This is a genomic window from Nocardia higoensis, from assembly GCF_015477835.1.
GTDB classification, from domain to species: domain Bacteria; phylum Actinomycetota; class Actinomycetes; order Mycobacteriales; family Mycobacteriaceae; genus Nocardia; species Nocardia higoensis_A.
Map to the genome: position 1 here is coordinate 2,440,988 of NZ_JADLQN010000001.1, position 26,027 is coordinate 2,467,014.

At 71.2% G+C, this 26,027-nt stretch carries 19 protein-coding genes; 11 read left to right on the forward strand and 8 right to left on the reverse strand.

The window, feature by feature from the left end:
• The first annotated feature begins 28 nt into the window (after nucleotides 1-28).
• Nucleotides 29-898, forward strand: coding sequence for a hypothetical protein (locus IU449_RS11085; protein WP_195001732.1), 870 nt, complete (start codon nucleotides 29-31; stop codon nucleotides 896-898).
• A 321-nt stretch (nucleotides 899-1,219) separates the two neighbouring features.
• Complete coding sequence (locus IU449_RS11090) at nucleotides 1,220-2,563, forward strand: ABC1 kinase family protein (RefSeq protein WP_195001733.1); 1,344 nt, start codon at nucleotides 1,220-1,222, stop codon at nucleotides 2,561-2,563.
• Between the two features lie 159 nt (nucleotides 2,564-2,722).
• On the opposite strand, the gene IU449_RS11095 is transcribed toward IU449_RS11090, so the two are convergent.
• The 3 genes from IU449_RS11095 to IU449_RS11105 form a co-directional block, all read right to left on the reverse strand.
• A complete protein-coding gene (locus IU449_RS11095; protein WP_195002488.1) occupies nucleotides 2,723-3,007 on the reverse strand; it encodes a WhiB family transcriptional regulator in 285 nt (94 codons plus the stop codon).
• 178 nt (nucleotides 3,008-3,185) lie between these two features.
• The gene (locus IU449_RS11100) at nucleotides 3,186-3,530 is read right to left on the reverse strand and encodes a hypothetical protein (protein ID WP_195001734.1); all 345 of its coding nucleotides are present in this window, start codon (nucleotides 3,528-3,530) and stop codon (nucleotides 3,186-3,188) included.
• A 119-nt stretch (nucleotides 3,531-3,649) separates the two neighbouring features.
• Nucleotides 3,650-5,884, reverse strand: coding sequence for an ATP-dependent DNA helicase UvrD2 (locus IU449_RS11105; RefSeq protein ID WP_324188239.1), 2,235 nt, complete (start codon nucleotides 5,882-5,884; stop codon nucleotides 3,650-3,652).
• Between the two features lie 143 nt (nucleotides 5,885-6,027).
• Here IU449_RS11105 and IU449_RS11110 point away from each other — a divergent pair, with 143 nt between their 5' ends.
• A complete protein-coding gene (locus IU449_RS11110; RefSeq protein WP_416382160.1) occupies nucleotides 6,028-6,258 on the forward strand; it encodes a mycoredoxin in 231 nt (76 codons plus the stop codon).
• 5 nt (nucleotides 6,259-6,263) lie between these two features.
• Here the strand turns inward: IU449_RS11110 and nudC are convergent, their stop codons facing one another.
• On the reverse strand, nucleotides 6,264-7,166 hold the full coding sequence (gene nudC, locus IU449_RS11115; protein WP_195001736.1) for an NAD(+) diphosphatase: 903 nt from the start codon (nucleotides 7,164-7,166) through the stop codon (nucleotides 6,264-6,266).
• Between the two features lie 77 nt (nucleotides 7,167-7,243).
• A complete protein-coding gene (locus IU449_RS11120) occupies nucleotides 7,244-8,308 on the reverse strand; it encodes a potassium channel family protein (protein WP_195001737.1) in 1,065 nt (354 codons plus the stop codon).
• Between the two features lie 142 nt (nucleotides 8,309-8,450).
• Between IU449_RS11120 and IU449_RS11125 the strand changes: the two genes are divergently transcribed.
• Entirely contained in the window at nucleotides 8,451-8,837 is a 387-nt protein-coding gene (locus tag IU449_RS11125; protein WP_195001738.1) for a hypothetical protein, read from the forward strand.
• A 98-nt stretch (nucleotides 8,838-8,935) separates the two neighbouring features.
• Here IU449_RS11125 and IU449_RS28985 read toward each other — a convergent pair whose 3' ends face one another.
• On the reverse strand, nucleotides 8,936-12,997 hold the full coding sequence (locus tag IU449_RS28985; protein WP_324188182.1) for a UvrD-helicase domain-containing protein: 4,062 nt from the start codon (nucleotides 12,995-12,997) through the stop codon (nucleotides 8,936-8,938).
• The gene (locus tag IU449_RS11140; protein ID WP_324188183.1) at nucleotides 12,994-16,935 is read right to left on the reverse strand and encodes a PD-(D/E)XK nuclease family protein; all 3,942 of its coding nucleotides are present in this window, start codon (nucleotides 16,933-16,935) and stop codon (nucleotides 12,994-12,996) included. Before IU449_RS11140 ends, IU449_RS28985 begins: the two co-directional genes overlap by 4 nt.
• A gap of 124 nt (nucleotides 16,936-17,059) precedes the next feature.
• On the opposite strand from IU449_RS11140, the gene IU449_RS11145 reads away from it, so the two are divergent.
• From IU449_RS11145 to mtnC, 7 genes are all read left to right on the forward strand, one after another.
• On the forward strand, nucleotides 17,060-17,842 hold the full coding sequence (locus IU449_RS11145; RefSeq protein ID WP_195002490.1) for an alpha/beta hydrolase: 783 nt from the start codon (nucleotides 17,060-17,062) through the stop codon (nucleotides 17,840-17,842).
• Between the two features lies 1 nt (nucleotide 17,843).
• Nucleotides 17,844-18,140 (forward strand): MGMT family protein, encoded by a 297-nt coding sequence (locus tag IU449_RS11150; protein WP_195001739.1) that lies wholly within the window; start codon nucleotides 17,844-17,846, stop codon nucleotides 18,138-18,140.
• Nucleotides 18,141-18,180: 40 nt separating this feature from the next.
• On the forward strand, nucleotides 18,181-18,915 hold the full coding sequence (locus IU449_RS11155) for a VOC family protein (RefSeq protein ID WP_195001740.1): 735 nt from the start codon (nucleotides 18,181-18,183) through the stop codon (nucleotides 18,913-18,915).
• 376 nt (nucleotides 18,916-19,291) lie between these two features.
• Entirely contained in the window at nucleotides 19,292-21,040 is a 1,749-nt protein-coding gene (locus IU449_RS11160) for an NTP transferase domain-containing protein (protein WP_195001741.1), read from the forward strand.
• Between the two features lie 320 nt (nucleotides 21,041-21,360).
• On the forward strand, nucleotides 21,361-23,178 hold the full coding sequence (gene mtnA, locus IU449_RS11165; protein WP_195001742.1) for an S-methyl-5-thioribose-1-phosphate isomerase: 1,818 nt from the start codon (nucleotides 21,361-21,363) through the stop codon (nucleotides 23,176-23,178).
• Between the two features lie 40 nt (nucleotides 23,179-23,218).
• A complete protein-coding gene (locus tag IU449_RS11170) occupies nucleotides 23,219-23,794 on the forward strand; it encodes a 1,2-dihydroxy-3-keto-5-methylthiopentene dioxygenase (RefSeq protein WP_195001743.1) in 576 nt (191 codons plus the stop codon).
• Nucleotides 23,791-24,483, forward strand: a complete 693-nt coding sequence (gene mtnC / locus IU449_RS11175) for an acireductone synthase (protein ID WP_195001744.1) — start codon at nucleotides 23,791-23,793, stop codon at nucleotides 24,481-24,483. The genes IU449_RS11170 and mtnC overlap by 4 nt, the downstream gene beginning before the upstream one ends.
• Before the next feature lie 34 nt (nucleotides 24,484-24,517).
• Here the strand turns inward: mtnC and IU449_RS11180 are convergent, their stop codons facing one another.
• Entirely contained in the window at nucleotides 24,518-25,456 is a 939-nt protein-coding gene (locus IU449_RS11180; RefSeq protein WP_195001745.1) for a hypothetical protein, read from the reverse strand.
• Nucleotides 25,457-26,027: the final 571 nt, after the last annotated feature.

A 26,027-nucleotide genomic window follows, 5' to 3' on the forward strand; every position in this document is an offset into this window, starting at 1 on the left:
CCGGCTCGGCCCGCGCATACTGTCGGACATGACGACATCGACCGCACGCCCGCTCGGCCCGCTGCTCAATCCACGGGTGACCGTGCTGGTGCGGCCCTCCGGGGTGGTTCAGCTGGGCTGGGATCCCGAGCGCGCCGTGCTGCTCGATCCGCCCGGTCTGGACACCGCCGCTGTCCTCGCATTCCTGCGGCTGCTCGACGGCATGCACAGCCGCTCGGAGATCTGCGCCGAGGCCGCGGCTCGCGGCTCGACCGTCGAACGGGCCGGTGAGCTGCTCGACGAGATCGAGGCGGCCGGGCTGCTGCAGCCGCCGCGCGACCCCCGCTACGAGATCACCGCCGTCCGCGTGCACGGGCTCGGACCGCTCTCCGACGCGATCACCGCAGGTCTGCGTGGTCTCGGTATCCGTCCGGCCCGCTCGCGTTCCTACCGTCCGAACGCGCCCGAACACCGCGCGCGGGTCGATCTGGTGGTGCTCACCGACACCGTGGTCGTCGACCCCCGCCTGGTCGCCGACCTGGTCGTGAACCGGATCCCGCATCTGCAGGTGCGGGTCCGCGACGGCAAGGGCGTGATCGGCCCCTTCGTGCTGCCCGGCGAGACGAGCTGCCTGCGCTGCGCCGATCTCATCAAAGCCGACTACGACGCCGACTGGCCCCACCTGGCCGCCCAATTGCTCGACCGCGTCGGCCACGCCTCACCCGCCGCGATCGCCGCCACGGCCGCCCTGGCGCTCACCGAACTCGAAGCGATCATGGAGTGTTCGACCCATCGCTGCCCGGCGACTCTGAACACCACGCTCGAACTGGATCTGGATTCCCACCAGCTGCGACACCGCTACTGGGAGCCTCATCCGCGCTGCGGGTGCCGCCGCCTCGGCGCCGCGTACGCGACCTGAACCACTCTGCTCCGCGCCGGGCTGACATGACTCTTCTCCATCGCACGGTCATCCGATGAGTCTCGCCCCTGGGCATCGACACCGACCTTCGCCGAGGCCGCCGGATGCTCGTCGCGTCGGCACTGCGCGACCGTCCACGGAGACCCCGCGAGTTGCCGACCGATTCACGACGGCCGTGTGATCTGCGTCTCGGCTGCCGCCTCCACCGGAACCGGACGCGTGGCGCCGATCGGGCAAGGTGACCCACGGGACACTTCATTCGACCGGGTAATAGTCCGATACTCATGGCACGCTCACAGGTCCGTCGGCCATGATGGGGGTGTGTCAGACATCGTGCGCCGTGGCTCGTCCCGCAACGCCAAGTTAGCCAAGATTCCGCTCGGCATCGCCGGGCGTGCCGCCGTGGGGTTCGGCAGGAAGCTGGCCGGTGGCGACAAGTCCGAGATCAATGCTCAGCTCAACCAGAAGGCCGCCGAACAGTTGTTCACGGTGCTGGGGGAGCTCAAGGGCGGCGCGATGAAGTTCGGGCAGGCGCTGAGCGTGCTGGAGGCGGCGGTGCCCGAGGAGTTCGGCGAGCACTACCGTGAGGCGCTCACCAAGCTGCAGGCAGCCGCACCGCCGATGCCCGCGGCCACGGTGCACCGAGTGCTCGATCAGCAACTGGGCACCCAGTGGCGGCAGCGGTTCCAGTCCTTCGACGACACCCCGGCCGCCTCGGCCAGCATCGGGCAGGTGCACAAGGCGGTGTGGTCGGACGGCCGCACGGTCGCGGTCAAGGTGCAGTACCCGGGCGCGGACGAGGCGCTGCGAGCCGACTTGAAGACGCTGTCCCGGATGTCGGGGCTGTTCGCCTCGGTGATCCCGGGCGCAGACGTCAAGCCGATGCTGGCCGAGATCACCGAGCGCACCGAGGAAGAGCTCGACTACCGCAACGAGGCCGCCAATCAGCGCGCCTTCGCCAAGGCCTACGACGGCCATCCCGAGGTTGTGATCCCGAAGGTGGTGGCCAGCGCGCCGAAGGTGATCGTCAGCGAATGGCTCGACGGCACACCGGTTTCCGCGATCATCAAGGCGGGGGCGGACGATCCGGAAGGCACCAGGGCACTGCGCAATCGGGTGGCGCTGCTGATGGGCCGGTTCCACTTCTCCTCGCCGGAGGTCGTCGGCCTGCTGCACGCCGACCCGCATCCCGGCAATTTCATGATGCTTCCCGACGGCAAGCTGGCCGTCATCGACTTCGGCGCGTGCGCGCCGCTGCCCGACGGGTTCCCCGAGGTGCTCGGCCGGATGCTGGCATTGGCCGTCGACGAGCAGTACGACCAGCTGACCGAGCTGATGTACGAGAACGGGTGGGTGTTGCCCGGCCGCAGGGTCACCCATCAGGAGATCGCCGATTATCTGCGGCCGTTCTCCGACCCGATCCGCACCGATTCCTTCCACTTCACCCGCCGCTGGATGCAGCGGGTGGCGGGCAGAGCGACCGATCTGTCCAGCGCGGAGATGAAGACCGCGCGGGCACTGCAACTCCCCGCACAGTACGTGATGATCTTCCGGGTGCTCGGCGGCTCGGTGGGCATTCTGGCCCAGCTCGACGCCGAGGTGCCGTTCATGGGCTTGGCCTACACCTGGCTGCCCGGCCTGCGTGAGAATCGCTCGGCCAGCTGATACCCGTCGCGCTCCGAAAAGCGCTGTGCGGCAACGCAAACCGGCCGCCCATCCGAATCCTCGGATGGGCGGCTGGTCCGCTTTCGCGTAGCTGGACCCGGTCGGCCGGGGACGGGACCGGGCCGCAGTGCACGGAGGGAGGGCGCCCACGGGCCCGGCTCACGCCGGGACCGCCACCTTGCGCGGACGGCCGCGTGGACGCTTGCGCGCGATAACGACTCCTTGGTCGAAGATCTCACCGCCCCACACGCCCCACGGCTCACGCCGATCGATGGCGGCGCTCAGGCAGCCCTTGCGGATCGGGCAGGCCGCGCACAGCGCCTTGGCCTGCTCCAACTGGACGGGGTTCTCGGCGAACCAGAGGTCGGGGTCCTCGACCCGGCACGGCAGCACGGTCGCGACGTCGCGGGCGGGGGCGTACCCCGTCTCGGTCCGGCATGTCACGTCAGCAGGGACGGAGGTCAGTCGCTCTGCGGTGAACACGTCGTTCTCCTTCAGCTTGTTTGCGGCAGTCGTATTCGTCGGTGCGAAACCGGAGGCCGCCGGCTGAAGGGCCGGAACAGAAAAATGGCCACGGTTTCGCGTCGTGCGATCCGTGGCCTGGAGGACGGGGCGAGGGCCCCTACCTGGGTCGACTTCGGTGTCGACTCCTGGTCACGATCGCTGGGTGGGCATTGCGCAGGCGTGCGTGCGGCAGGATGCGCTGCGGCTCGGCTTCGGCGCCGTAGGCGACGATGCCGAAGGCAGCAGCCGCGTCGGCTGCTGCGAAGGCGTCGGTAGCGGCGCCGTCGGTTGCGGGAACAACGACGGGCCGATGCCAGCCTGCGCGGGGCTTGTCCTGACGGAGAGCGCCGACGATCGCGCTCTCCGGGGACATACCGGTCCCCAGCGGCGTGAGACGCGGGGAGGCCGACACGAAGCCGAGGACAGCTGTGCCACCGGTGGTGAAATCGGTGCTGCCGTTCATTGGTCGTGCCTCCCTTCCATGCGTGAGTCGAACAGTGTGCGTGATACCGGCGCGCCGGGATGCCCTCCCGGTGCGTAGAACAACCATAGGCAATGTGATCGGAACCGACAACCTATTTTCTACCTGCGGTTTCGGCGCGCGGACCCGGTTCGTGCGACGGACGCACCCGGTGCGGCCGCGGGTTGTGACGCGGCGGATTCCGGCCGAGGCGCGGCATCGACCCGTGCGGCCTTCATCCGTGAGGACACGATCGCCAGCACGTCCGCCCCGAAGTCGACGATCTTCTTCGCGCCGATGCCGGCGATGGCGCCGAGCGCGCGATCGTCGGCGGGCAGTTGCTCGGCGATCGCGGTGAGTGTGGTGTCGGTGAACACGACGAACTCACGCACCCCGAGCTCGGCGGCCTTCTCCTCGCGCCACTGCCGGAGCGCGGCGAACAGTTCGGCGTCGATCTCGACCGGGCAACGGCGGCAGCGGCCGAGCATGGTGGCATAGGTGCCGATCAGAGGTTTGGCGCAGACCCGGCAGCGCGGGCGGTTCGCCTCACGTTCGCGGGCGGGCGGCGCGGCGATCCGAGAGGCGGGCGAATCGTCGGGCACGAGGCCGTTGAGGAAGCGCGACCGCCTCCGGGTGCGCCTGCCGCCCGCGGCGCGTGACAGCGACCAGGACAGCCGCAGATGTTCGCGGGCGCGGGTGACGCCGACGTAGAGCAGCCGGCGTTCCTCCTCCAGCGCCGCCTGATCGGCGACCGAGCCGTCGTCGGCCAGCACGTGCGCGATGGGCAGGGTGCCGTCGGTGAGGCCCACGAGGAAGACCGCGTCCCACTCCAGGCCCTTGGCGGCGTGCAGGGAGGCCAGGGTCACGCCCTGCACGGTCGGTGGATGCCTGGCCTCGGCACGGGCGGCCAGTTCGCGCAGCAGGCCGAACAGGTCGAGATCGGCGTCGTGGGCGAGCAATTCCTCGGTCAGGGTGACCAGGGCGACCAGCGAGGACCAGCGCTCGCGGGCCTGCGCGCCCGCCGGTTCGGTCGCGGTGAGCCCGACCGGGGCGAGCGCGGCGCGCACCAGGCGCACCAGGGCCGGACCGCGACCGGACTCCTCGGGCAGATCCTCGCGGCTCGCCGTCTGGCGCAACACCGAGACGGCCTGCCTGACCTCGGCGCGCTGGAAGAACCCCTCTCCGCCGCGCACCTGATAGGGGATGCCGCGCGCGGTCAGGGCCTGCTCGTAGGCCTCGGACTGCGCGTTGACGCGGTAGAGCACGGCGATCTCGGCGGCGGGTGTACCCGCGGAGATCAGCCGTTCGATCGCCGCGGCCACCGACGCGGCCTCGGCGGGCGCGTCGTCGTATTCGGCGAAGGCCGGTTCCGGGCCGTCCGCGCGTTGGCCGACGAGTTGCAGGCGGGTGCCCGCGATGCGTCCACGCGCCGCGCCGATGACCCGATTGGCCAGCGAGACGATCTGCGGGGTGGAGCGGTAGTCGCGCTCCAGGCGCACCACCGTGGCCTCGGGGAAGCGCCGGGAGAAATCGAGCAGGTAGGACGGGGTGGCGCCGGTGAAGGAGTAGATGGTCTGGTTGGCATCGCCGACGACGGTCAGATCGTCGCGTTCGCCGAGCCAGGCGTCGAGCACCCGCTGTTGCAGCGGGGTGACGTCCTGGTACTCGTCGACCACGAAGCTGCGATAGCGGCCGCGGAACTCGTCGGCCACGGCAGGGAAGTCCTCGAGCGCGGCGGCGGTGTGCAGCAGCAGGTCGTCGAAGTCGAGCAGCAGGCCCTCGGGCGTGGTCTTGAGCGATTCGTAGGCCGTGTAGACCTCGGCGATGCGCGCCGCGTCGTGCGGCAGGTCGCGTCCGTGCGCCGCCGCCGCTGCCGAGTAGTCCTCGGGCGCGACGAGCTGGGATTTCGCCCATTCGATCTCGGTGAGCAGGTCCCGCACGCTCTCGGTGGCGGTGGACAGACCCGACCGATGCGCGGCCTGGGCCACCACCGGGAACTTCGCCTCGAGCAGCCGCCACGGAACCTCGCCGACCACCTGCGGCCAGAAGTACTTCAACTGTCGCAGGGCGGCGGCGTGGAACGTGCGCGCCTGCACCTGGTTCGCCTCGCCGCCCAGGCCGAGGGCGCGCAGTCTGCCCCGCATCTCGCCGGCGGCGCGAGCGGTGAAGGTGACGGCGAGGACCTGATCGGCTTTGACGTGCCCGGCGGCCACCAGATGCGCGATGCGGTAGGTGATGGTCCTGGTCTTGCCCGTGCCCGCGCCCGCGAGCACGCAGACCGGGCCGCGTGGCGCCCGGACGGCGGCGGCCTGCTCGGCGTCGAGGAGGTCCAGGTCGAGTGCGGGCACGGGGTCCATCATGGCAGCCGCGCCCGACACCGCCCCCAGGCCGTGACCTGGACGGTGGTCGAGACGCCCGCTGTGATCACTCCGCGATGTGGAACACGACCGGACCGCGGTGCGTTGCATCAGTCGTGACCGAAGTGAATCCTGCCCTGACGATGTACTCCACCACCTGGTGCGGCTACTGCCGCAGGCTGAAGAAGCAACTCGAGGAGAACGGCATCAGCTATGTGGAGATCGACATCGAGCAGGACGAGGTCTCGGCGGCGTTCGTCGGCAGCGTGAACAACGGCAACCATGTCGTGCCGACCGTGAAGTTCGCCGACGGCTCGACGGCCACCAATCCGAGCTTGGCCGCCGTCAAGGAGAGGCTCGCCGCACTGGCGTGATCCCGTCAGGAGTCCAGGGCCGCCCAGGACTCGATGATCGTGCGGGCGATCGAGATCGATCCGGGCAGCAGGAGCCGAACACCCTCCTGCTTCGCGCCCCAGGAGCCGAGTTCGAGCGCCTCGCGCACTTCCGCGCGGGTGAACCAGTGCGCCTCGGCGATCTCACCATCGGAGAAGACAAGTTCCTGCTCCGGGTCGCCGACCGCGCTGAAGCCGAGCATGAGCGAACGCGGGAACGGCCAGGGCTGACTGCCCAGATAGGTGATCTCGCGCACATCGACGCCGACCTCTTCGCGGATCTCGCGTTCGACGCAGCGCTCCAGCGATTCGCCGACCTCGACGAACCCGGCCAGCAACGAGAACATGGTCACCGGCCAGGTGTGCTGGCGGGCCAGCAGCACCCGGTCGCCGCCGTCGTGGACCAGGCAGATCACCGCCGGGTCGATGCGCGGAAACTCCTCGTGCCCGGAATCGGTGACCCGAGACCAGCCGCCCTTGGCCACGACGGTGCGTGAGCCGTCTTCCGCGCTGTGGTTGGCCTTGTCGTGCCAGTTCAGCAGCGCGAGGGAGGTGGCGAGCACGCCCGCGGTGAAGTCGTCGAGTTCCATCGCGGCGACCCGCAGGTCGGTCGAGGGGCCGTCCAACTCCTCGGCGCGCACCGCCCACAGGTGCCTGCCCTCGGTGATGCCGAGGAACACCGCCGACGGGTGGGGCTCCGCGGAATGCTCGATCGCGGCATCCAATACCAGCGAACCGTCGGTGAAGCGAATCCGTCCGCGCTTGTCGACGCGCAACAGCAGCGCATCGGCCCAGCCCTCTTTCAGGGCGCGCTCGTCGGCGCGCAACGTCTCGGCGCGGTCTCCGGCGAAACGGGACAGCAGCGGCACACCATGCAGTTGAAAGGACACGCCTAGAGACTACTTCTGCACGGCATCAGGCTGCCGCATCCAGCGCACAACTCCCGCCTACCGGATCGGGGCCACCACTACTTGCCGGTGCGGCGGATGAAAAGTAGCTTGTCGCCGGATTCGATGGCATCGACCTCGGGCTCCCCGACCCGGATCAGCTCACCGTCGCGCACGACGCCGAGCACGATGTCGCGCAGATGTCGCGGCGACCCACCGATCTCGTTCGGCTCCACCTCGCGCTCGGCGACCGCGAAACCGGCCTCCGGGGTCAGTAGATCCTCCATCATCTCCACAACGGTCGGAGTGGTGGTGGCGATGCCCAGCAACCGACCCGCGGTCTCCGACGACACGACGACCGAGTCCGCCCCGGACTGACGCAGCAGATGGATGTTCTCGGACTCGCGGATCGCCACCACGATCTTGGCCTTCTTGTTCAGTTCACGGGCAGTGAGGGTGACCAGCACCGCGGTGTCGTCGCGATTGGCGGCCACCACCACCGCGGCCGCATTCTGCACACTCGCCAGCCGCAGTACATCGGACTGGGTCGCCGTGCCCGCTACGGTGACCAGGCCCGCGCTGGCCGCGACCTCCAAGGCCACCGGGTCGGTATCGACGACCACGATGTCGGCGGCCTGCACGCCGTCGCCGATCATCGCGTCGATCGCGGTCCGTCCCTTGGTGCCGTAGCCGACGACCACGGTGTGATTTCGCACGCTGCGCCTCCAACGCTGAATCTTGAACGCCTGCCGGGACCGCTCGGTGAGCACGCTGATGGTGGTACCGACGAGCACGATGAGGAACAGAATCCGCAGCGGGGTGATGACGATGATGTTGACCAGCCGCGCTTGCGGCGACTCCGGACTGATATCGCCGTAGCCGGTCGTCGACAGCGAGACTGTGGCGTAGTAGAAGGAATCCAGGAAGGTCAGCTCGGCGCCGGTGCTGTTGGTGTAGCCTTCACGCCCGACATACACCACCACCGCTGCCGCGAGCAGGAGCAGCAGTGCGCCCAGAATCCGGCGAATCAGCGAAGCCCACGGGCTGACCGCGTTCTCGGGAATGCGAAGCACTCCCACCAACGCGAAGTCGGGCCGGGTGGTGAGTCCACCACGACCGGCACGATGAACGAATTCACCCAGCATCGCGCGACTTCCGGCGCACCGGCGCTTCGCTCACCAGCGACAATGCTTCTCCCTGCTGCGGCACAGAACGGGAGCCTACCGGTTCGTCCCGATACCGGTGGGACTGGACGCGTGTACCAGGTAGATGACAGGCTGGCTGCTCATGGCAGAGAAATCGGCGCACACACGTACGCCCGCCCTGACCTTGGCAGGCATCCTGTTCGGCGCCGGGGTGATGCACTTCGTGACTCCCGACCCCTTCGACTCGATCGTGCCACGCGCGCTGCCCGGCAAGGCTCGCGACTACACCTACCTTTCCGGCGTGGCCGAGATCGGTGTGGCCGCCGCCCTGGTCGCACCACGGACTCGGCGTCTGGGCGGACGTTTGGCAGCCCTGCTTTTCGCTGCGGTGTTCCCGGCCAATCTGCAGATGACAATCGATGTACTGGGGAATGCGAAAGCATCGAAGACTTTCAAGATCGTCACTGTCGCGCGATTGCCGTTGCAGTACCCGATGATCGCCGCGGCGCGCAAGGTCGCCCGAGGCTGAGTCGCGCCGCGCGAGTTGCCGCCGAGCGCGTCGCAGTCCCCGCGATCCTGTCCTGCCGAGTTCGCGGCCGAGCGGTGGTTTCGTTCTCGACGATGGTCTCAGTTCTGGTCCGCGGTTGCTGTGCGTGACGGCACGGGCGGCGCGGAAACGCTGATGAGCTGGGCGAGTTCCTCGGGTCCCGGCAAGTCCGTCGGCGCGATGGTGCGGCCGGTTCGGATGTAGTGGAAGGCGGCGCCGACGCGGGAGAGCATCACCCGTTCACTCTCTCCATAGCGGGCGGCCATGAGACGAGCCCACGCCAGCCGATAGATGGCCAACTGCATGGCCACCGCCGCTTCGTCCCCCGCGTCGGGTTCCGCACCGGTCTTCCAGTCCACCACCACCCAGCGGCCACCGGGCTCGGCGAACACCGCGTCCATGCGGCCGCGAATCACCACACCGGCGATCGAGGTCTCGAACGGCACCTCCACATCGATCGGGCTGCGATGCGCCCACGCCGAATTCAGGAACGCGTCCTGCATGCGGGCGAGTTCGGCGTCGGCGGTACCCTCCGCCGATCCGGGCGCTCCCGCACCGGGCAGCTCGTCGAGACCGAGCAGTCGGGTGCCGGAGAACCAGCGCTGCACCCAGGCGTGGAACGCGGTGCCGCGGCGCGCCAGCGGATTCGGCGGATAGGGCAGCGGGCGGCGCAGCCTGCGGGCGAGCCGGGACGGGTCGGCCCGCATCTCCACCAGCGCGGTCGCCGGGATCTGGCCCGGCAGTTCGACCTCTCGCTCCGCCGCGAGGGTGGCCTCGCGTTCGGCGAGCAAGGCGTCGACATCGGCGGCCCAGCCCTCGGGATCGTCGGGGTCGGCGGCCGGTTCCTGGCTCACCGCGTCCGGCTCGGGACCGAATTCCCGGTCATCGACATGGAAAGCGGCGGCGGCCGGTGGATCGAGATCCTGGTCGAGGTGCGGACGGTCGTCCGGCAGACGGAAGTCGTCGGACGGCACATCGAAGTCTTCCGGCGGAAAATCGTCGAATGGCGGCGCGGAATCATCGGGTGGGAAATGGTCGTCGAAAGGCGGACCGAAATCTACCGGCGGAAGAAAATCGTCGAAAGGCGGACCGAAATCATCCGGCGGAAGAAAAACGTCGGACGACGGACCGAAATCATCCGGCGCAACGAAATCGTCGAAAGACGGCGCGACATCATCCGGCGGCGGTGGCATATCCGCCGAAGCATGGGCCGAGTCGTCGGTCGGCGCGAAGTCGCCGGGTGGCACGACGACTCCGTCCGGCGACGGAGCGGGACCGCCGGAAAGGGAACGGGCATCATCCGGCGGGCGGACCAGATCGTCGTGGTTCTCCGCGATGTCGTCCGGCCACGGCGACGACGTTTCCAGACCGGGGGCCGACAGGAGATCGATGTCGTGGGTGAGCGCGGGACGTCGTGCGCGCGTGCGGGATTCACCGGGGCCTCGGCCGATGGACCGGCGCGCCGCGGCGCCGGACGTGTCGGTGGGGCGCGGTAGCTTCGGGGTGTGACGGGGCGACGGCGGGCGCGAGCGCAGGTCGGCCAGGGCGGCGCGCACGAGGGCAGCGCCCTGCTCGACGGGGTCGCGGCGGGCGCCGAGGGGGTCGCGGGGCCATTCGGCGGTGGCGGGGTTGTCGGTGAAGGGGTTGGCGGCATCGATGTCGGGCGGATCGTCCCAGCGGGCGATCCGCGCGGCGGCGAAGGCTGGGGAGCCGGGGGATTCGACCGCGTTCTTCAGCTCCAGCAAAAAGTCCGAGGGGCCCTTGGGCTCGTTGCCGGTCTCGGCCCAGTGGTGCGCCGAAACCAGCAGTACCCGTTCGGTTCTGGTGAGAGCGACGTAGAACAGCCGGCGTTCCTCGTCGAGGCGGCGGCGGTCCAGTGCCTTCTTGTGATCGGCGATGGCGCGCTCGAGTTCGGCGCGGTCGGCGAGGTCGGACAGGTCGAGCACCGGCACGCCCTCGGCGGCGTCGGCGGCGACGCGATCGCCGCGCAGGGAGGTGGGGAGTTCGGCGAGCGCACCGAGCCAGGTGCCCGCGGCGGCGCCGGAGGGGAACACCGCGCGCACGACGTGCGGGACGGCGACGATCTCCCACTCCAGCCCCTTGGCGGCGTGCACGGTGAGCACTTGCACGCGATCCTTGGCGACCTCGATCTCGCCGGGTTCCAGGCCGTTCTCCACCGATTCGGCGGCGGCGAGGAAGGCCAGCAGCCCGCCGAGCGAGGCGCGCGGGTCGGCAGCGTAGCCGGCGACCACCTCGGCGAAGGCGTCGAGATGCTCACGGCCCGCGCCCGCGCCGAGCATGACACGCCTGGCCTGGGTCTCCACCCCGACGCCGACGGTGCGTTCCACGTCGGCGACCAGTTCGGTCAGTGGCTGGCCGCTGCGTTCGCGCAGGGCGGCCAGTTCCCGCGCGAGGGCCTCGATGCGGGCGTAGCCGGCAGGCGAATAGTTCTCGGCCGGACCGGGATCGGCGATCGCGTCGGCGAGCCCGGCCTGCTCGACCGGTTCGGGTGCGACCTCGCGCAGAGCCTCGCGCAGCGCGGCCCCGTCGGTGATCTCCGCACTCGCCTCGCCGCCGGGCCGGGAGACCGACAGATCCCTGGCACGGCGCGACAACGCCGCGAGATCGGCGACTCCGATCCGCCAGCGCGCCCCGGTCAGCACCCGCACCGCCGCGCTGCCCGAGGACGGTTCGGCGATCAAGCGCAAGGTCGCGACGATGTCGGCGACTTCGGGAGTCGAGAGCAGACCGCCGAGACCGACGATCTCCACCGGCAGCCCACGTTCTCGCAATGCCTCCGACAGCGGGGCGGCATCGGCATTGCGCCGCACCAGCACCGCCGAGGTGGGCGGCTCCTCCCCGGCTTCGTGCCGGGCGCGCCATTCCTCGGCGATCCGCTCGGCCACCCACTCCCGTTCGTCCACCACGGTGGTGGTCAGCGCGAGTGCGACCACGCCGGGTTCGGCGCCGGGCTTGGCGCGCAACGCGTCGACGGTGGCCCCGCCCGCGCCCTGTGCCGCACCGCGCAGCGGATCGGCGACCAGGTTCGCCAGGGCAAGCGCTTCGGGGGGATTGCGCCAGCTCGTCAGCAACGGCAGAGTCGGTGCTTGAACGCCCGGGGCTCGGGGGAAGTCGGTGGCGAACCGGGGCAGGTTGGCCGCCGACGCGCCGCGCCAGCCGTAGATCGACTGCATCGGGTCGCCCACCGCCGTCACGGCGGGCCTGGCCGGACCGGCGGTACCGCCGAACAGGGCCGAGAGCAGCACCCGCTGGGCGTGGCCGGTGTCCTGGTATTCGTCGAGCAGCACCAGGCGGAACCGCTCGCGCTCGGCCTGCGCGACCTCCGGGTGTTCGGCGGCCAGCCGGGCGGCCAGCGACATCTGCGCGCCGAAATCCAACGCGCCGCGGTGGCGCAGCGCCTCGTCCAGTGCACGGACCAGCGGTAGCAGCGCCACCCGTTCGCGTTGGGCGCGCAGGACATTGCGCAGCGCCTGGCTCGGCCCGCCGCGCTGACGCGGCCCCGCGGGCAGGGTGTTGATCAGCTTCTCCAGCTCGGTGTGCGCCTCGGCCAGCTGCTCGGGGTCCACCAGGTGCTCGGCCAGCTGCCCCGACAGCGCCAGCACCGCCTCGGTCACCGAGACCGGAGAGCGTTCGGTGTCCAGATCGCCGTCCCAGGCGCGCACCACCTGGTGGGCCAACTGCCACAGCTGGGTCTGGGTGAGCAGGGTCGCCGAAGGCTCCACCGGCAGCAGCAGACCGTGTTCGCCCAGCAGCCTGCCCGCGTACGAGTGATAGGTGCTGATCTCGGGTTCCGCGGCGGCCAGCTGAGCGCGCACCGTGCCGCCGGAATCCATGTCGCGCAGCAGCGGGGAACCGGCCAGCCTGGCCAGCCGGGTGCGGATACGGGCGGTCAGCTGCTGGGCGGCCTTGCGGGTGAAGGTCAGGCCGAGCACCTGCTCGGGCGACACCAGGCCGTTGACCACCATCCACACCACGCGCGCGGCCATCGTCTCGGTCTTGCCCGCCCCCGCGCCCGCGACCACCAGGGTGGGGCCGGGTGGGGCGGCGATCACCGCCGCCTGTTCGTCGGTGGGCGGCGGCAACCCGAGCGACTCGGCGATGCGCTGCGGGGAGACGCTCACTCGTCGGTCACCTGCCTGCCCGCGTCCTGCACGGGGCAGCTTCCTGCGACCGAGCAGTGCCGGCAACCGTCGTTGCGCATCGCCAGGTAGCTCGGTCCCTTCGTCGCGGCGGCCGCGTCGTGGATGGTGTCGCGCCAGTCCCCCAGTGATTTCTCGTCGAGGGGGTCCTGCAGGCGCTGGGTGGCGCCTTCGGTCTTGTGCGACTTCGCCACGTAGACCAAGCGGGCGCCACCGGGTTCGCCCAGAGCGCCCGCGGCGTGCGAATCGCCTGCCTCACCGGTGGTCTCGCCGTCGAGCGCGCCGGAGGCAGCGGCGACCTGGTAGGTCGCCAGCTGGGCGTGATCCGCGGCGGCTTGCTTGCTGATCGGATTCTTGCCGGTCTTGACATCGATGATGACGAAGCGCCCCTGCTCGTCGCGCTCGAGCCGGTCCACCCGGCCGCGGATGCGCACCGGCCGTTCGTCGGACGAGCGGGCGGGCAGCACACAGTCCACCGCGACCTCGACGCCTGCCTGGGTGAGTTCGCCGCGCGTGTTGCGCACCCAGGCCATGAAGGTCTCCAGCATGGCCTCGGTGCGGCGGCGTTCTTGGCGCGAATGCCAGCCGTCACCGGGATCGACTGCGCGCCAGGTCTTGTCGAGGGCAGCGCGCACCTCGTCGACCGGGACCCGGCCGGCCAGCGCCTGCACGAGCGTGTGCACCAGGCTGCCCTTGACCGCGTGCGGATTGTTGCCGTCGGTGCCGCCGTGCCGTTCCAGCGCCCAACGCAGCGGACAGGTGCGCAGCAGTTCGACGGTGGAGGGCGAGAGCGCGACCGCCGCCTCGTCGTCTTCCCACAGCGGGTCGGTCGAGCTGAGTTCGGCTGTGCCGTACCACTCTTCGGGCGCGCTGCCAGGAACGCCCGCGGCGGCGAGGCGGGCGAGCTGATGCGCGGCGCGGCGCCTGCGGGCGGGTTCGGCGTCCGGATCGCACACCACACCGCGCAATTCGGCCACCAGGGCATGCATCACGAGAGCGCGACCGGGATCGACGACGGGGAGCACGCCGGGTTCGGAGTCCTCGGTGCGGCCGAGCAGTTCGGTCAGGAAGCGGGACGGAACCAGATCACGATCGCCGGTCACCGATTCCACCGCGGTCACCAGCAGAGATCGGCGGGCCCGGCCGCACGCGACCAGCAGCAGCCTGCGTTCCTCGGCCAGGATCGGCGCGGACCGGCTGACGAACTCCCCCGCACCGCCGACCCCGGCCAGCAGATCCACCAGTTCCTCGGTGTGCAGCAGCGTGCCGCGCGGGCGGGTGTTGGGCCAGATGCCTTCCTGCACACCGGCGACTGCCACCACATCCCATTCCCGGCCCGCCGCCGCATGCGCGCTCAGCAGCGCGACCTCCTCGGCGGGCGGGGTCAGGGGCCTGCTGTCGTGCGGAATCTCCTGCTGGGAAATGTAATCCACGAAGCCTTCGATACCCGCGCGCGGCAACCGGTCGACATAGGCGGCCGCAGCGTCGAACAAGCCGACGGCCGCGTCCAGGTCACGATCGGCCTGCATCCCCACCGCTCCGCCCCGCTCGGACTGCGCCACCCAGCGCCGTTCCAGCCGCGACGCCGTCCACAGGGCCCACAACACGTCTTCGAGGCTCGCGCCACGCTCCCGCGCCGCCCGCGCCCGGTCCAGCGCGTGCAGCACCCGCCGCAACGGCGCCGCCTCCACGTCGGTCAGACCGTCCAGCAGCGCGCGATCCCCGCCGCCCACGAGCAGACCGCGCAACACCTCGGCCGAGGACTGGTCCGCCAGCGGAGGCTGCTCCACCTCGGCTCCGACACTCGAATCCGCCCCGAGCGCCCTCGAATCGACGCCCCCGGACAATCGGCCCGGCACCTGCGGGTCCGCCTGCTCGAACGACTTCGGGCGCAGACCGGAGCCGCGCGCCGAGTCGTCCGCGGTCTCGTCGACTTCCAGCCCCCAGTAGGCGTCGACCGCCCGCCACTGCGAGTCCTCGGTCAGCGGAATCTGCCCGATCGTCTCGTCGTCTCCCTCCCGATCCGTCCCCGTGGACCAGGTTGCCTCCCCGGGGGCAGCGTCGGGGACACCGCGGGTGTTCGAGGAATTCGCTGCCGAACCGTCACGCGGTCGAGGACGGGCGGTCGCTGTCGCCGGATGGTCGATGCGCACGGCCCCTCCGGCCACCTGCCTCGCATCGGCGTCGGTATCGGCGGCGGCGCGCCCGACGAGGGCTGTGGGTGCATCGAAAACGACCGGCCCACCGACTGTTTCACGGACAGCGACCATGTCGGCGTCGGTCGTGGCGTCGGCGGCGGAGCCACCTGTGTCGCAGGCGGATCGCTCTTCACCGTAGGCGGGCTCCCCATCGCCGTAGGCGGGCTCCCCATCGCTGTCAACGGATTCGGTGACCTGCCACAGGGTGGGCAGCGTGCGGCGAATGCCTCGGCGCAGCCGACGCAGCGTGATCTGATCGGCTCCGCCGAGTGGCCCGGCGAGCAGGTCGAGAGCGTCTTCGGCGGAGAAGACGGCCACCGACTGCGCGCCGGGGCGGTCGGCGGCCAGCAAGGCGCGCAGGGCCAGCAGCATCCATGCCGCGCCGCGCCGCCGTGCCAGCGGGGCGTCCAGCGTGGGCTGGCGCACCGGCACCCCGGCGGCCAGCAGTGCCCGGCGCAGGGGCGCGAGCGAGAGCGGCACCGAGCGCACGATGACCGCCATGCGCGACCACGGCACGCCGCCGGTGAGGTGGGCGCGGCGCAGATGGTCGGCGATGAGGGCCGCCTCCTTGGCGGGAGTGCCGAGCACCCGGACGCGCACAGCGCCGCTCTCGGCGGGGGCGGTGGATCCGGGCGCAACGCGATGCGGTGCGCTGCCGGGCAGCGTGGCGGCGATCCGGTGGGTGACCAGGCCGATTCCCGATGCGCTGCGGTGGTTGTCGCGCAGGACGATTCTGCGCTCCTCGGGTGCGCCGGGGTCGGCGGCGAAGCGGGGGTCGGCGCCGCGGAAGGTGAACACGGCCTGATCGGGGTCGCCCGCGACCACGACGGTGTGCGCGGCCGCGCCGACGACGCGCACGAGCAGGGCGGCCTGGGGGTCCAGGTGCTGGGCGTCGTCGACGAAGAGATAACGCAGCCGGGCGCGTTCGTCGGCGAGCAGGTCGGCGTCGGTGGCCAGGGCATCCAGGCAGGCGCCGACCAGTTCGGCGGCGTCGAGCGCGGGGGCGGTGGCTTCGGGCGCTTCCACGCCGACCGACCAGCGCAACAGCAGCGACTGTTCGTAGCGCCGCAGGAACCGGCCCGCGGCGATCCATTCCTCCCGGTCGTGTTCGCGGCCGAGTCGTTCCAGATCCTCGGGGCCGAGGCCGCGTTCGGTGGCGCGCAGCATGAGATCGCGCAGCTGCTGGGCGAAACCGTCCAGCCCGAGGGCCGGGTGCAGGCGTTGCGGCCACAGTCCGTGCGCACCGGCGGCGATGTCGGTGAGATCGCCACGCAGCATTTCGCGCAGCACGGCATCCTGCTCGGCACCGGTCAGCAAACGCGGCGGCGGATTGCCGTGGGCGGTGGCGTGCCTGCGCAGCACCGCGAAGGCGTAGGAGTGCACGGTCCGCACCAGTGGTTCGCGGCTGGCGCCCGGCACGCCACCCGTGGTGGGGTCACCGGCGGACAGCCGGGTGGTCACGGCGTCACGGACCGCGGCGGCGGCGTTCTTGGCATGGGTGAGGACCAGCACCGATTCCGGGTCGGCGCCCGCGGCGATACGGCCCGCCGCCAGGTCGACCAGTAGGGAGGTCTTGCCGGTGCCCGGGCCGCCGAGCACCTGCCAGGGCTGCCACCTCGGGCGCGGCGCGGGCGGTCCGGCGATGGCCTCGAACAGCGGACGCAGTTCGGCGCCCCAGAGCCGGACCCCGGGTGGCGTTACTGTCCGGCGAACCAGTCGCACCGCGCTATCCGATCGCACCACGGGGGCTATTGCAACAGACCGGGCCGACACGATCGGCCGGTACGGCCCCGCGGAGTCGATTGCGTCACCACCAGGGGTGACCGGCAGCGGCGCGCCCGACACAATGGTCCGGGTGTCGACCATTCACCTACATCGCTTCGGTCCCGCGGACGCGCCGGTGGTGCTGGCCCTGCACGGGCTGACCGGACACGGCGCGCGCTGGGCGTCACTGGCCCGTGAACTGCCCGAGGTGCGGTTCCTCGCCCCGGATCTGCGCGGCCACGGCCGGTCCACGAACCTGCCGCCGTGGGACTTCGAGACCGTGGTGGCCGACCTGGCCGAACTGGTGCGCGCCGAGACCGACGGCCCGGTGGTGGTGACCGGGCATTCCTTCGGCGGGGCGACCGCGGTGCACCTGGCCGCCCGGCATCCGGAACTGGTCCGCGCGCTGGTGCTGCTCGACCCGGCGATCGCGGTCGATCCGGTCGTGCTGGCCGATATCGCCCAGCGCGGCCTGGACCACCCCGACTACGCCGATCGCGACGAGGCCCGCCGCGACAAGCTCGCCAGCGCCTGGCACGACGTGCCCGCCGAACTGCTAGAGATCGAACTGGACGAGCACCTGGTCCCGTGGCGGGACGGGCGGGTCGGCTGGCGGCTGAGCCTGCCCGCCATCACCTCCTACTGGGGACAGCTGGCCCGCCCGTTCGTGCTGCCGCCTGCCGGGCTGCGAACCGTGCTCGTGCAGGCGATGCTCGTGCAGCCGCCGTTCGTCACCCCGGCCTTCCGCACGGCGCTGACCGAGCACTTGGGTCCCGCCCTGACGATCCACGAGTTCGATTGCGATCACATGGTCCCACTCGCCCGGACCGGCGAAACGGCGCAACTGATCCGCGGAATGCTCTGAGATGGCCACTTCCGAGGCGCAGATCGAGCACGTCCGGGCGCTGATAGCGGGCATCCCACCCGGTCGCGTCGTCACCTACGGCGATCTCGCCGCGGCGGCCGGGCTGTCGACGCCACGGACGGTCGGCTGGATCATGCGCACCGACTCCGCGGACCTGCCGTGGCACCGGGTGGTCGGCGCGGGCGGCAGGCTGGCCACCGCGAAATCCGATCGGCAGGCGCGTCTGCTGGCCGAGGAGGGCGTGCCGTTGCGCGACGGTCGCGTCGACCTGACCGCCACCCGGTTCCCGCTTTCCTGAACTGGGCGTCCGGACGGCCCGCGAGGGCTACCGTGGGTCCATGTCCACCCATCTGGCGTGTGTCGTCTTCGACGCGGACCAGCCGCGCGGGCTGGCGGGATTCTGGGCCGAATTGCTCGGCTGGACAGTCCTGTTGGACACCGCCGAGCGCGTCGATGTGGCTGCCGCGGATGTGGCGGGCGGTGAGGTCGGGCTGAGCTTCCGGCCCGCCGAGACAGCCAAGAACGGCAAGAACCGTCTGCACCTGGATGTGTGCAGCCGCACCGCGCGTCATCAGCGCGAGCAGGTCGATCGCGCGCTGGCCCTCGGGGCACGCCACCTCGATCTGGGGCAGGGCGAGGTGCCGTGGACGGTCCTGGCCGACCCGGAGGGCAATGAGTTCTGTGTGCTCGAACCTCGCGACCAGTACACGGGCACGGGTGCGCTGGCGGCGATCGTCGTCGATGCCGTCGACCCCGCTCGACTGGCGAACTTCTGGTCGCGAGCGTTCGGCTGGCCGGTGGCACACCGCGACCCGGTTCTGGTGGGGCTGCGCTCGGCGACCGACCTCGGGTCCTGGCTGGAGTTCGTACGCAGCGACGACGCGAGCGACCGACGCGGCAGGCTGCACCTCGATCTGCAGATCTGGTCGGGGTGCGCCGAGGAGATCACCCGGCTGTGCTCGGCGGGCGCGACCCCGGTCGACAGCGGGAATCCCGACGCGGTGGTGCTCACCGACCCGGAGGCCAACGCATTCCGTGTGCTGCGAGCGGCGGCCGACCACCTCGGCGCCTGAGCCACTGTCTCCGATCCAGGATCCGCCCAGCGGGGCGGCGGCCGTCACGAGCCTGCGACACGCACGCTTGCGAACCGACGCCCGTTCCGCCTACGCCGCCCGTGCGACCGGCTCGCAACCAGATCGGTGTCGGGATCTCCACCACATCGGCCACTAGCATTTCGTCCATGCCGAACTTCGCGATGCCGTCTCCTGCGATGCCGTGTGCCGCGACGCCGTCCACCGCAGCGACATCCGGATCGGTCTCGTTCGCAGTGGCGATGTCCAGCACGGTGAGGTTCCGAGCGGGGGCGGTGCGGATGCGCGTGGGCTTTCCCGATCCGAGGTCCGCACCGCTGTCGTGTCCGGGATCCGAGCAGGCCCAGGGGTTCGGCCGATGACCGCCGCCGACGCCATCGTCCTGGCGGGTGGTCGCGCGAGCCGGATGGGCGGGGTCGACAAGCCCGGCCTGGTGATCGGCGGGCGCTCCATGCTCGAGGCCGCGCTCGCGGCCGTCGCGGACTGCGCCAGGACAGTGGTGGTCGGCCCGCCGCGGCCGAATCTGGCGGCGCATGTCCGGCAGGCTCGGGAAGCGCCCGCGGGGTCGGGGCCGGTCGCCGCGATCGACGCCGGTCTGGGCGCGCTGGGCGATTCCGGCGCGGCGCTGGTGGCGGTGCTCGCCGCGGACATGCCCTTCCTCACCGCCGAGGCGATCGACGAATTGCGCGGGCGCGCTGTGGCATCCGATGTGGACGCGGTGTTCGCCGCGGATTCCGACGGACGGCCGCAGTATCTGGTGGGCGTGTGGCGGCGCAGCGCCCTGCGGGCCGCGCTCGACCGCCTGGATTCGGTGGTCAACCAGCCGATGAAAGCGATCGTCCCGGCGCGGACCGACATCGTCGAACTGTCCGGGGCCGCGCTGGCAGGCATCGCCGACTGCGATACCGACGACCAGGTCCGCCGGGCCAGGGCGATCGCGGGCGAGCCGCTGTCGTTGGCCCATGCCCGCGACGCGCTGCGCGCCGACCTCACTCCCCTGCCGATCCACACCGCCGACCTCCGGACCGTCCGAGGTGCGGCGCTGGCCGAACCGCTCGCGGCGGCCGCGGCGCTACCGCGGTTCGACGTCTCGGCCATGGACGGTTACGCGGTCAGCGGCGACGGACCATGGCGGTTGCGCCGCGACATCGGTTTCGCGGGCGGGCAGCGTCCGGAGGGACTGCTGCCCGGTGAAGCGGTGCGCATCGCCACCGGCGCACACGTACCCGACGGCGCCACCCTGGTGTTGCGCGACGAGTTCGCCGACATCTCCCCGGATCGCGTCCTGCACCGCCTGCCCGACACCCCGGTGCGCGAGGACATCCGCCGTCGCGGCGAGGACCGGCACGAAGGCGATCCGGTCGCCCCGCGGGGCACCCCGGTCACCGCCGCCCTGATCTCCGCGGCCGCCAGCGTCGAGGTGACCGCCGCGCCGGTGCGCGGACCCGTGCGCGCCCGCGTGGTGATGACCGGCGACGAAATCCGCAGCGACGGCCCTCTGCGCGCGGGCCAGACCCGCGACTCGATCGGCCCGATCCTGCCCGATCTGCTCGGCTGGTGCGGCGTGGTCACCGCCGACCGCGTGCACCTGCGCGACACTCCGAACGGTTTCGACGAGGTACTCGCCGCCGCGACCGACTGCGATCTCCTGGTCGTCGTCGGTGCGACGGGCGGCGGCGCGGCCGACCAATTGCGCGCAGCGCTCGCCAGAGCGTCGGCCACCGTCGTGGTGCCGCGCCTGCGACTACGACCGGGCGGCTCCACGGTCGTGTCCGAACTGCCCTCCGGGACAACGGTTCTGGGGCTTCCGGGCAATCCGTTCGCCGCGGTGGCGACCGCGCTGGCGTTGACTCCCGCCATCGTCGAGGGCCGCACCGGCGCGCTCCCGGCGCGCCCGCAGCGTGCTCCGCTGTGCAATGCGGCGGCGATCACCGCACCGGTGCCGCGCATCGTCCCGGCGCGCCGCGATGACCGAGGGGGCTTGATCGGCGATCAGTCGGTGCGCACCGCCCACCTCGGCGGGCTGATCGACCGCGACGGGCTGGTCGTCGTGCCCGCCGGCGCCGCCGACGGCGACCTCGTCGAGTTCGTTCCCCTGCGCTGGTAGTCCCTGCGTCGACATCACCCCGGCCTCGAACGGCACAGCGCACACGCTCCTCGGCGACTGCCGCGCTGGTTGACCTCTTCGAGGACGTGCCGCCCTGACTCCGGGCCATTTCCACGCCGCCGGGAAGCGAGTGCCCGCCATCCCGGCGGGGTCTGCGACGGCACACCCCGGCTGCCCGTCCGCCTCGGTCACCGTTTTCGTCCGGTCGATGCCTGCTGTTGTCCAGACTCCGGTTCACCCTGAGTCCGAGTGTGGCGCGACGGGAACGAGCCGATATCGTTTCCGGCGCCGGATTCTCTCTCGACGAAGGACGCCTCGCGATGAACGACAGTTCCCTGATCTGGGACGACGGTGCCTTGGTCACCATCGACCAGCGCGGACTGCCGCACGAGGTGCGCCGGATGCGACTCGGCACGGTCGAGCAGGTCGTCGACGCCATCGCGACTCTCGCGATCCGCGGCGCCCCCGCCATCGGTATCGCGGGCGCCTTCGGCGTCGTCATCGCGACGGCCGCGCACACCCGTGACGGCATGGTGGATGTCGAGGCGGTACACGCCGAGGCCGACCGGATCGTGGCCACCCGGCCCACCGCCGTGAATCTGGCCTGGGCGGTGGCGCGAGTGCGGCCCCGCATCGCCGACGGCGCCGAGGCGGTGCTCGCCGAAACCCTCGACATGCTCGCCGAGGACGGCCGCGTCAACCGGGCGGCGGCCACCCACGCCGCCGACCTCGTCCAGCGGCTGTGCGGAGAGCGCAGGTTGCGGGTGCTCACGCACTGCAATACCGGCAGGCTCGCGACCAGCGCGTTCGGCACCGCCATCGGCGCGTTGCGGGTGCTGGCCGAGCGCGGCGCGATCGAGGACGTGATCGTCGACGAGACCCGCCCGCTGCTGCAGGGCGCCCGGCTGACCGCCTGGGAACTGGCCGAAGCCGGTATCCCGCATCGGCTCACCATCGACTCCGCCGCTGCCTGGGCGATGGCCACCGGCCAGGTCGACTGCGTGCTCGTCGGCGCCGACCGGGTGACCGCGGCGGGCGATGTCGCCAACAAGATCGGCACCTACGCCGTCGCGCTGGCCGCGCGCCGGCACGGCCTGCCGTTCATCGTGGTCGCCCCTGAATCCACTCGCGACCCGGCGACCGCGACCTGGCGCGACATCGTCGTGGAGGAACGCGGCGCGCCGGAGGTCACCGCCTTCGCGGGCACGCCGACCGCGCCCGCGGGTACCGCCGTGTTCAACCCGGCCTTCGATGTCACGCCCGCCGATCTGATCACCGCCGTGGTCACCGAGAACGGCATCGTGCACGGGACCGTCCTCGACAGCGCGCCTGTCGGCGGGGTGATGCCCGCCGCGATCGACGGCACGGCGATCGCGCCCGACGCGCCGATCGCCGGCGAGGCGGCCACTCCCGCGGTGAGCGCGGCCTCCGGAGGCACCCCGACGCCGGGCACGCTCATCGCCGCCACGGCGCGTGAGCTCTACTCGCGCGGCTGGATGCCTGGTACCGCGGGCAACCTCTCGGTGCGCACCGGCGACACCGCCGTGGTCACCGCGAGCGGCCTGGCCAAGGGCGAGCTCACCGCGCGGGACATGGTCACCGTGCGGGTCGCCGACGCGGGCCCGCTGCCCGGCCAGACCCGCAACCCCTCCGCGGAGACCACGATTCACACCGCCGTCTACCGCGCGACCGACGCCGCCGCCGTGGTGCATGTGCACTCGCCGTTCGCCACCGCCCTGGCCACACGCGCCGCAGCCACCGATTCGCCGGGTACCGTCCGGATCACCGGCCTCGAATTGATCAAGGGCCTCGGCGGCTCCGATCCCGAGGCCGTGGACCTGCCGGTGTTCCCGAACTGGCGCACCGTCCCGCGCATCGGCGAGGACATCGAACGCTGGCTCACCGAGCACCCCGGCGCACCACCGGTCCTGTGTATCTCCGGGCACGGAATCACCACCTGGGGGCAGACGCTCTCGCAGGCGCGCGACCGCGCCGAGTGCCTGGAAGCCCTGTGCGAACTGGTACTGCGCACCGACGGTGACACCACGCTCCGCGCCGAACCCCGCTCGGCACCGCCGGGCACGGCACCGGAATCGACGCCGCGCACGCAGGACCAGCCGCTCCCCGCCGGCCGATAGCGCGCATCACGCACACCGTTCTCCAGATGGGATCCCTGTCATGACTCTGCTCCAGGTGATGGCCGCCGACGACGCGAGCCGGGTGCGGCTGCGCACGACCGACGACGCCGTGATCTCCGCCGAACTGGCCGCGCACGGCATCACGTTCGGCCGCTGGCCCGCGCACGACGACGCCGCGACCCTGTCGTCGGAGGACCTGCTCGCCCGCTACGCCGACCACGTCGGCGAACTCAACGCCGACGGCCGCTACCGCCATATCGACATCGCCCGCATCCATCCGGACGATGCCGACCCGTCCTGGCCCGAGACCGCGAAGGGCGCGCGCGCCAAGTTCCTCGACGAGCACCGCCACGCCGAGGACGAGGTGCGCTACTTCGCGTCCGGGCGCGGCTGCTTCTACCTGCACCTGGGCGAGGAGGTGCTGGCCGTGGTCTGCGAGGCGGGCGACCTGCTGTCGGTGCCCGCGGGGACCCTGCACTGGTTCGACATGGGCGAGCGTCCCGACTTCATCGCCGTGCGGTTCTTCGAGGAGGCCGACGGTTGGATCGGTGATTTCACCGGTGACCGGATCAGCTCCGGCTTCCCCACCCTCGACGAACTGCTGACCGCGTCGTGACCGGTCCGTCGGTGGTCGTCCTCGATATCGAGGGCACCACGAGCCCCACCAGCTCGGTCCGGGAGGATCTCTACGGCTACACCCGTACGCGACTGCCCGGCTGGCTGGCCGAGCACGCCGACTCCGCGGCGGCCCCGATTCTGGCGCAGACCAGGGAACTGGCCGGGCGGCCCGAGGCGGGCACCGACGAGGTGGCCGAGATCCTGCGGGACTGGCTGGGCAGCGACGTGAAGGCCGAGCCGTTGAAGTCCGCCCAGGGCCTGATCTGCCACGAGGGCTTCGTCACCGGCGCGCTGCACGGCGAGTTCTTTCCCGAGGTACCCGCGATCCTGCGGTACTGGCACGCGGCGGGCCTGCGGCTGGCGGTGTATTCCTCGGGTTCGGTGCGCAACCAACGGGATTGGTTCGCCTACGCGCGCGGCGGTGAACTCGGATCGCTGATCGACGAGCACTTCGACCTGTCCAGCGCGGGCGCCAAGCGTGACGCTTCTTCGTATCAGCGCATCGCGGCGGCTCTCGGCGTCGCGGCGGAACAGATCCTGTTCCTGTCCGATCATCCCGACGAACTGGACGCGGCGGTGGCGGCCGGCTGGTCGGCGATCGGGGTGCATCGGCCGGGCGAGCCGCACCGGCCGCGCCCGCCGCACCGATGGATCGCCTCGTTCACCGAGCTGGACGAATTCCCCTGAACTCCGGGGCGTGTGGGAGCGGCGCGCCGAACGGCTAGGCGCCGAAGACGTGGGCGGGTTGCGGCGGGACCGCGCCGAGGCGGCCCTGGGGCACCGCCGAGAAGATGCGCCTGGCCTGCACCGCCGCCGGGTTGGTCGACCACGGCGCCAGAGCGGTGGTGAACATCAGTTCGCACCAGGACAGCGCGGGCACCTCACCCGCGGCCAGGGTGGCGATGAGCGACATCTCGGTGTCGTGTCCGGCCCAGGCCGCGATCAGCCACGCGGCGTCGAGGCGGCCGAGGAATTCCTCGGCGTCTTCCGGACGGCCGTGCGGGGTGTCCACGGCCAGGTGCACGGTGGCCGCGATGGCGTGCCGCATCGTGGCGTCGACGCCCGGGGCGTCGTGCAGCAGCAGCGCTTCGAGTGCCGAGCGCAGCTCCATGCCCGCGTCCTCGACCGGTCCGGGATCCTCACCTTGGTTGCGGATCATGGGAAACGCCTCCTTCGGTTCATCGTTCACATACGGGAAGGTGTGCACCGCCCGCAGGTGTCGGCCCAATCGGCCCTCCGGCTCGTCCTGGTCGACCAGACTGACCAGGGCGCCGGGGTTCCAGTCGAGGCTGCCGAAGACCTGACACCAGTCGAGCGCCGGATTGTCCTCGGAGATCACCAGGTCGAGAATCAAGCCGGACATGGACGCCGCACAGGCCAGCGTCACGGTGTCCACGTCGCTGTCGCTGACCACGAGATGCAGCGTCGCCTCGGTGTGGCCCGCGTCGGCGCGGGCCCGCCCGGCCAGCCAGACCGCGCGCGCGGCCGCGGCCATGGTGCCCGCGAAGGTGTCCCCGTGGGGGTTGTCGGCGTCGCTGTCCAGGAAGGGGCCGTACCAGAGCGCACGGCCCTCGTCGCCGCAGACCGCGAACGTGCCGTTGGTGCAGTTCGCCGCCGCCGCGAGTGAAATATGGGGTACCAATCCGATGTCGTCGACCATGTAGCACTCACTCCCCGCAATGTTCGCGCAATCTTCGTCCCCGGCACCCGGCCGCCCCCCGTGTCCATCCTCCGCAGCCACCCGATTCCCGGTCCCGGCGATAAACGCATCGAATACGTTCGTTTGACCGATGTCCAGTTGATCCAGTCGTTCTCGCGCATACCGGGCAAGACCCACACCCACCGCCGAAGCGGGGTGCGTATCCGGCTCCGCATTTCTCCGGCAACGCATTTCGCCACCATATCCGCCACGGCTGCGCCGCATCGTGACATTCGCGCGATCCACGCCGCCTTTCCCGTGCCGTGCGCGCGAAAACGGCCTCTGTGCTGCGGAATTGCCGAGTAACGAATAGGTATCGGATCGGTCGCGTATCGGCTTCCTCGCCCATGACATCGACGAACACACCTCGCGAACGCGACACGCCCCGCGGTACGGCGCACGCCGAGCCCGGCCGCAGGTTTACCGCCCGCTACCCATTCCGACCGGAACTTCCGTCGCAGATGGCCTGTTTCGCCGCCCGCGGACATCCCCCTATGGCCCGACGGTGGCAGTTTCCCGACGAACGCGCGCC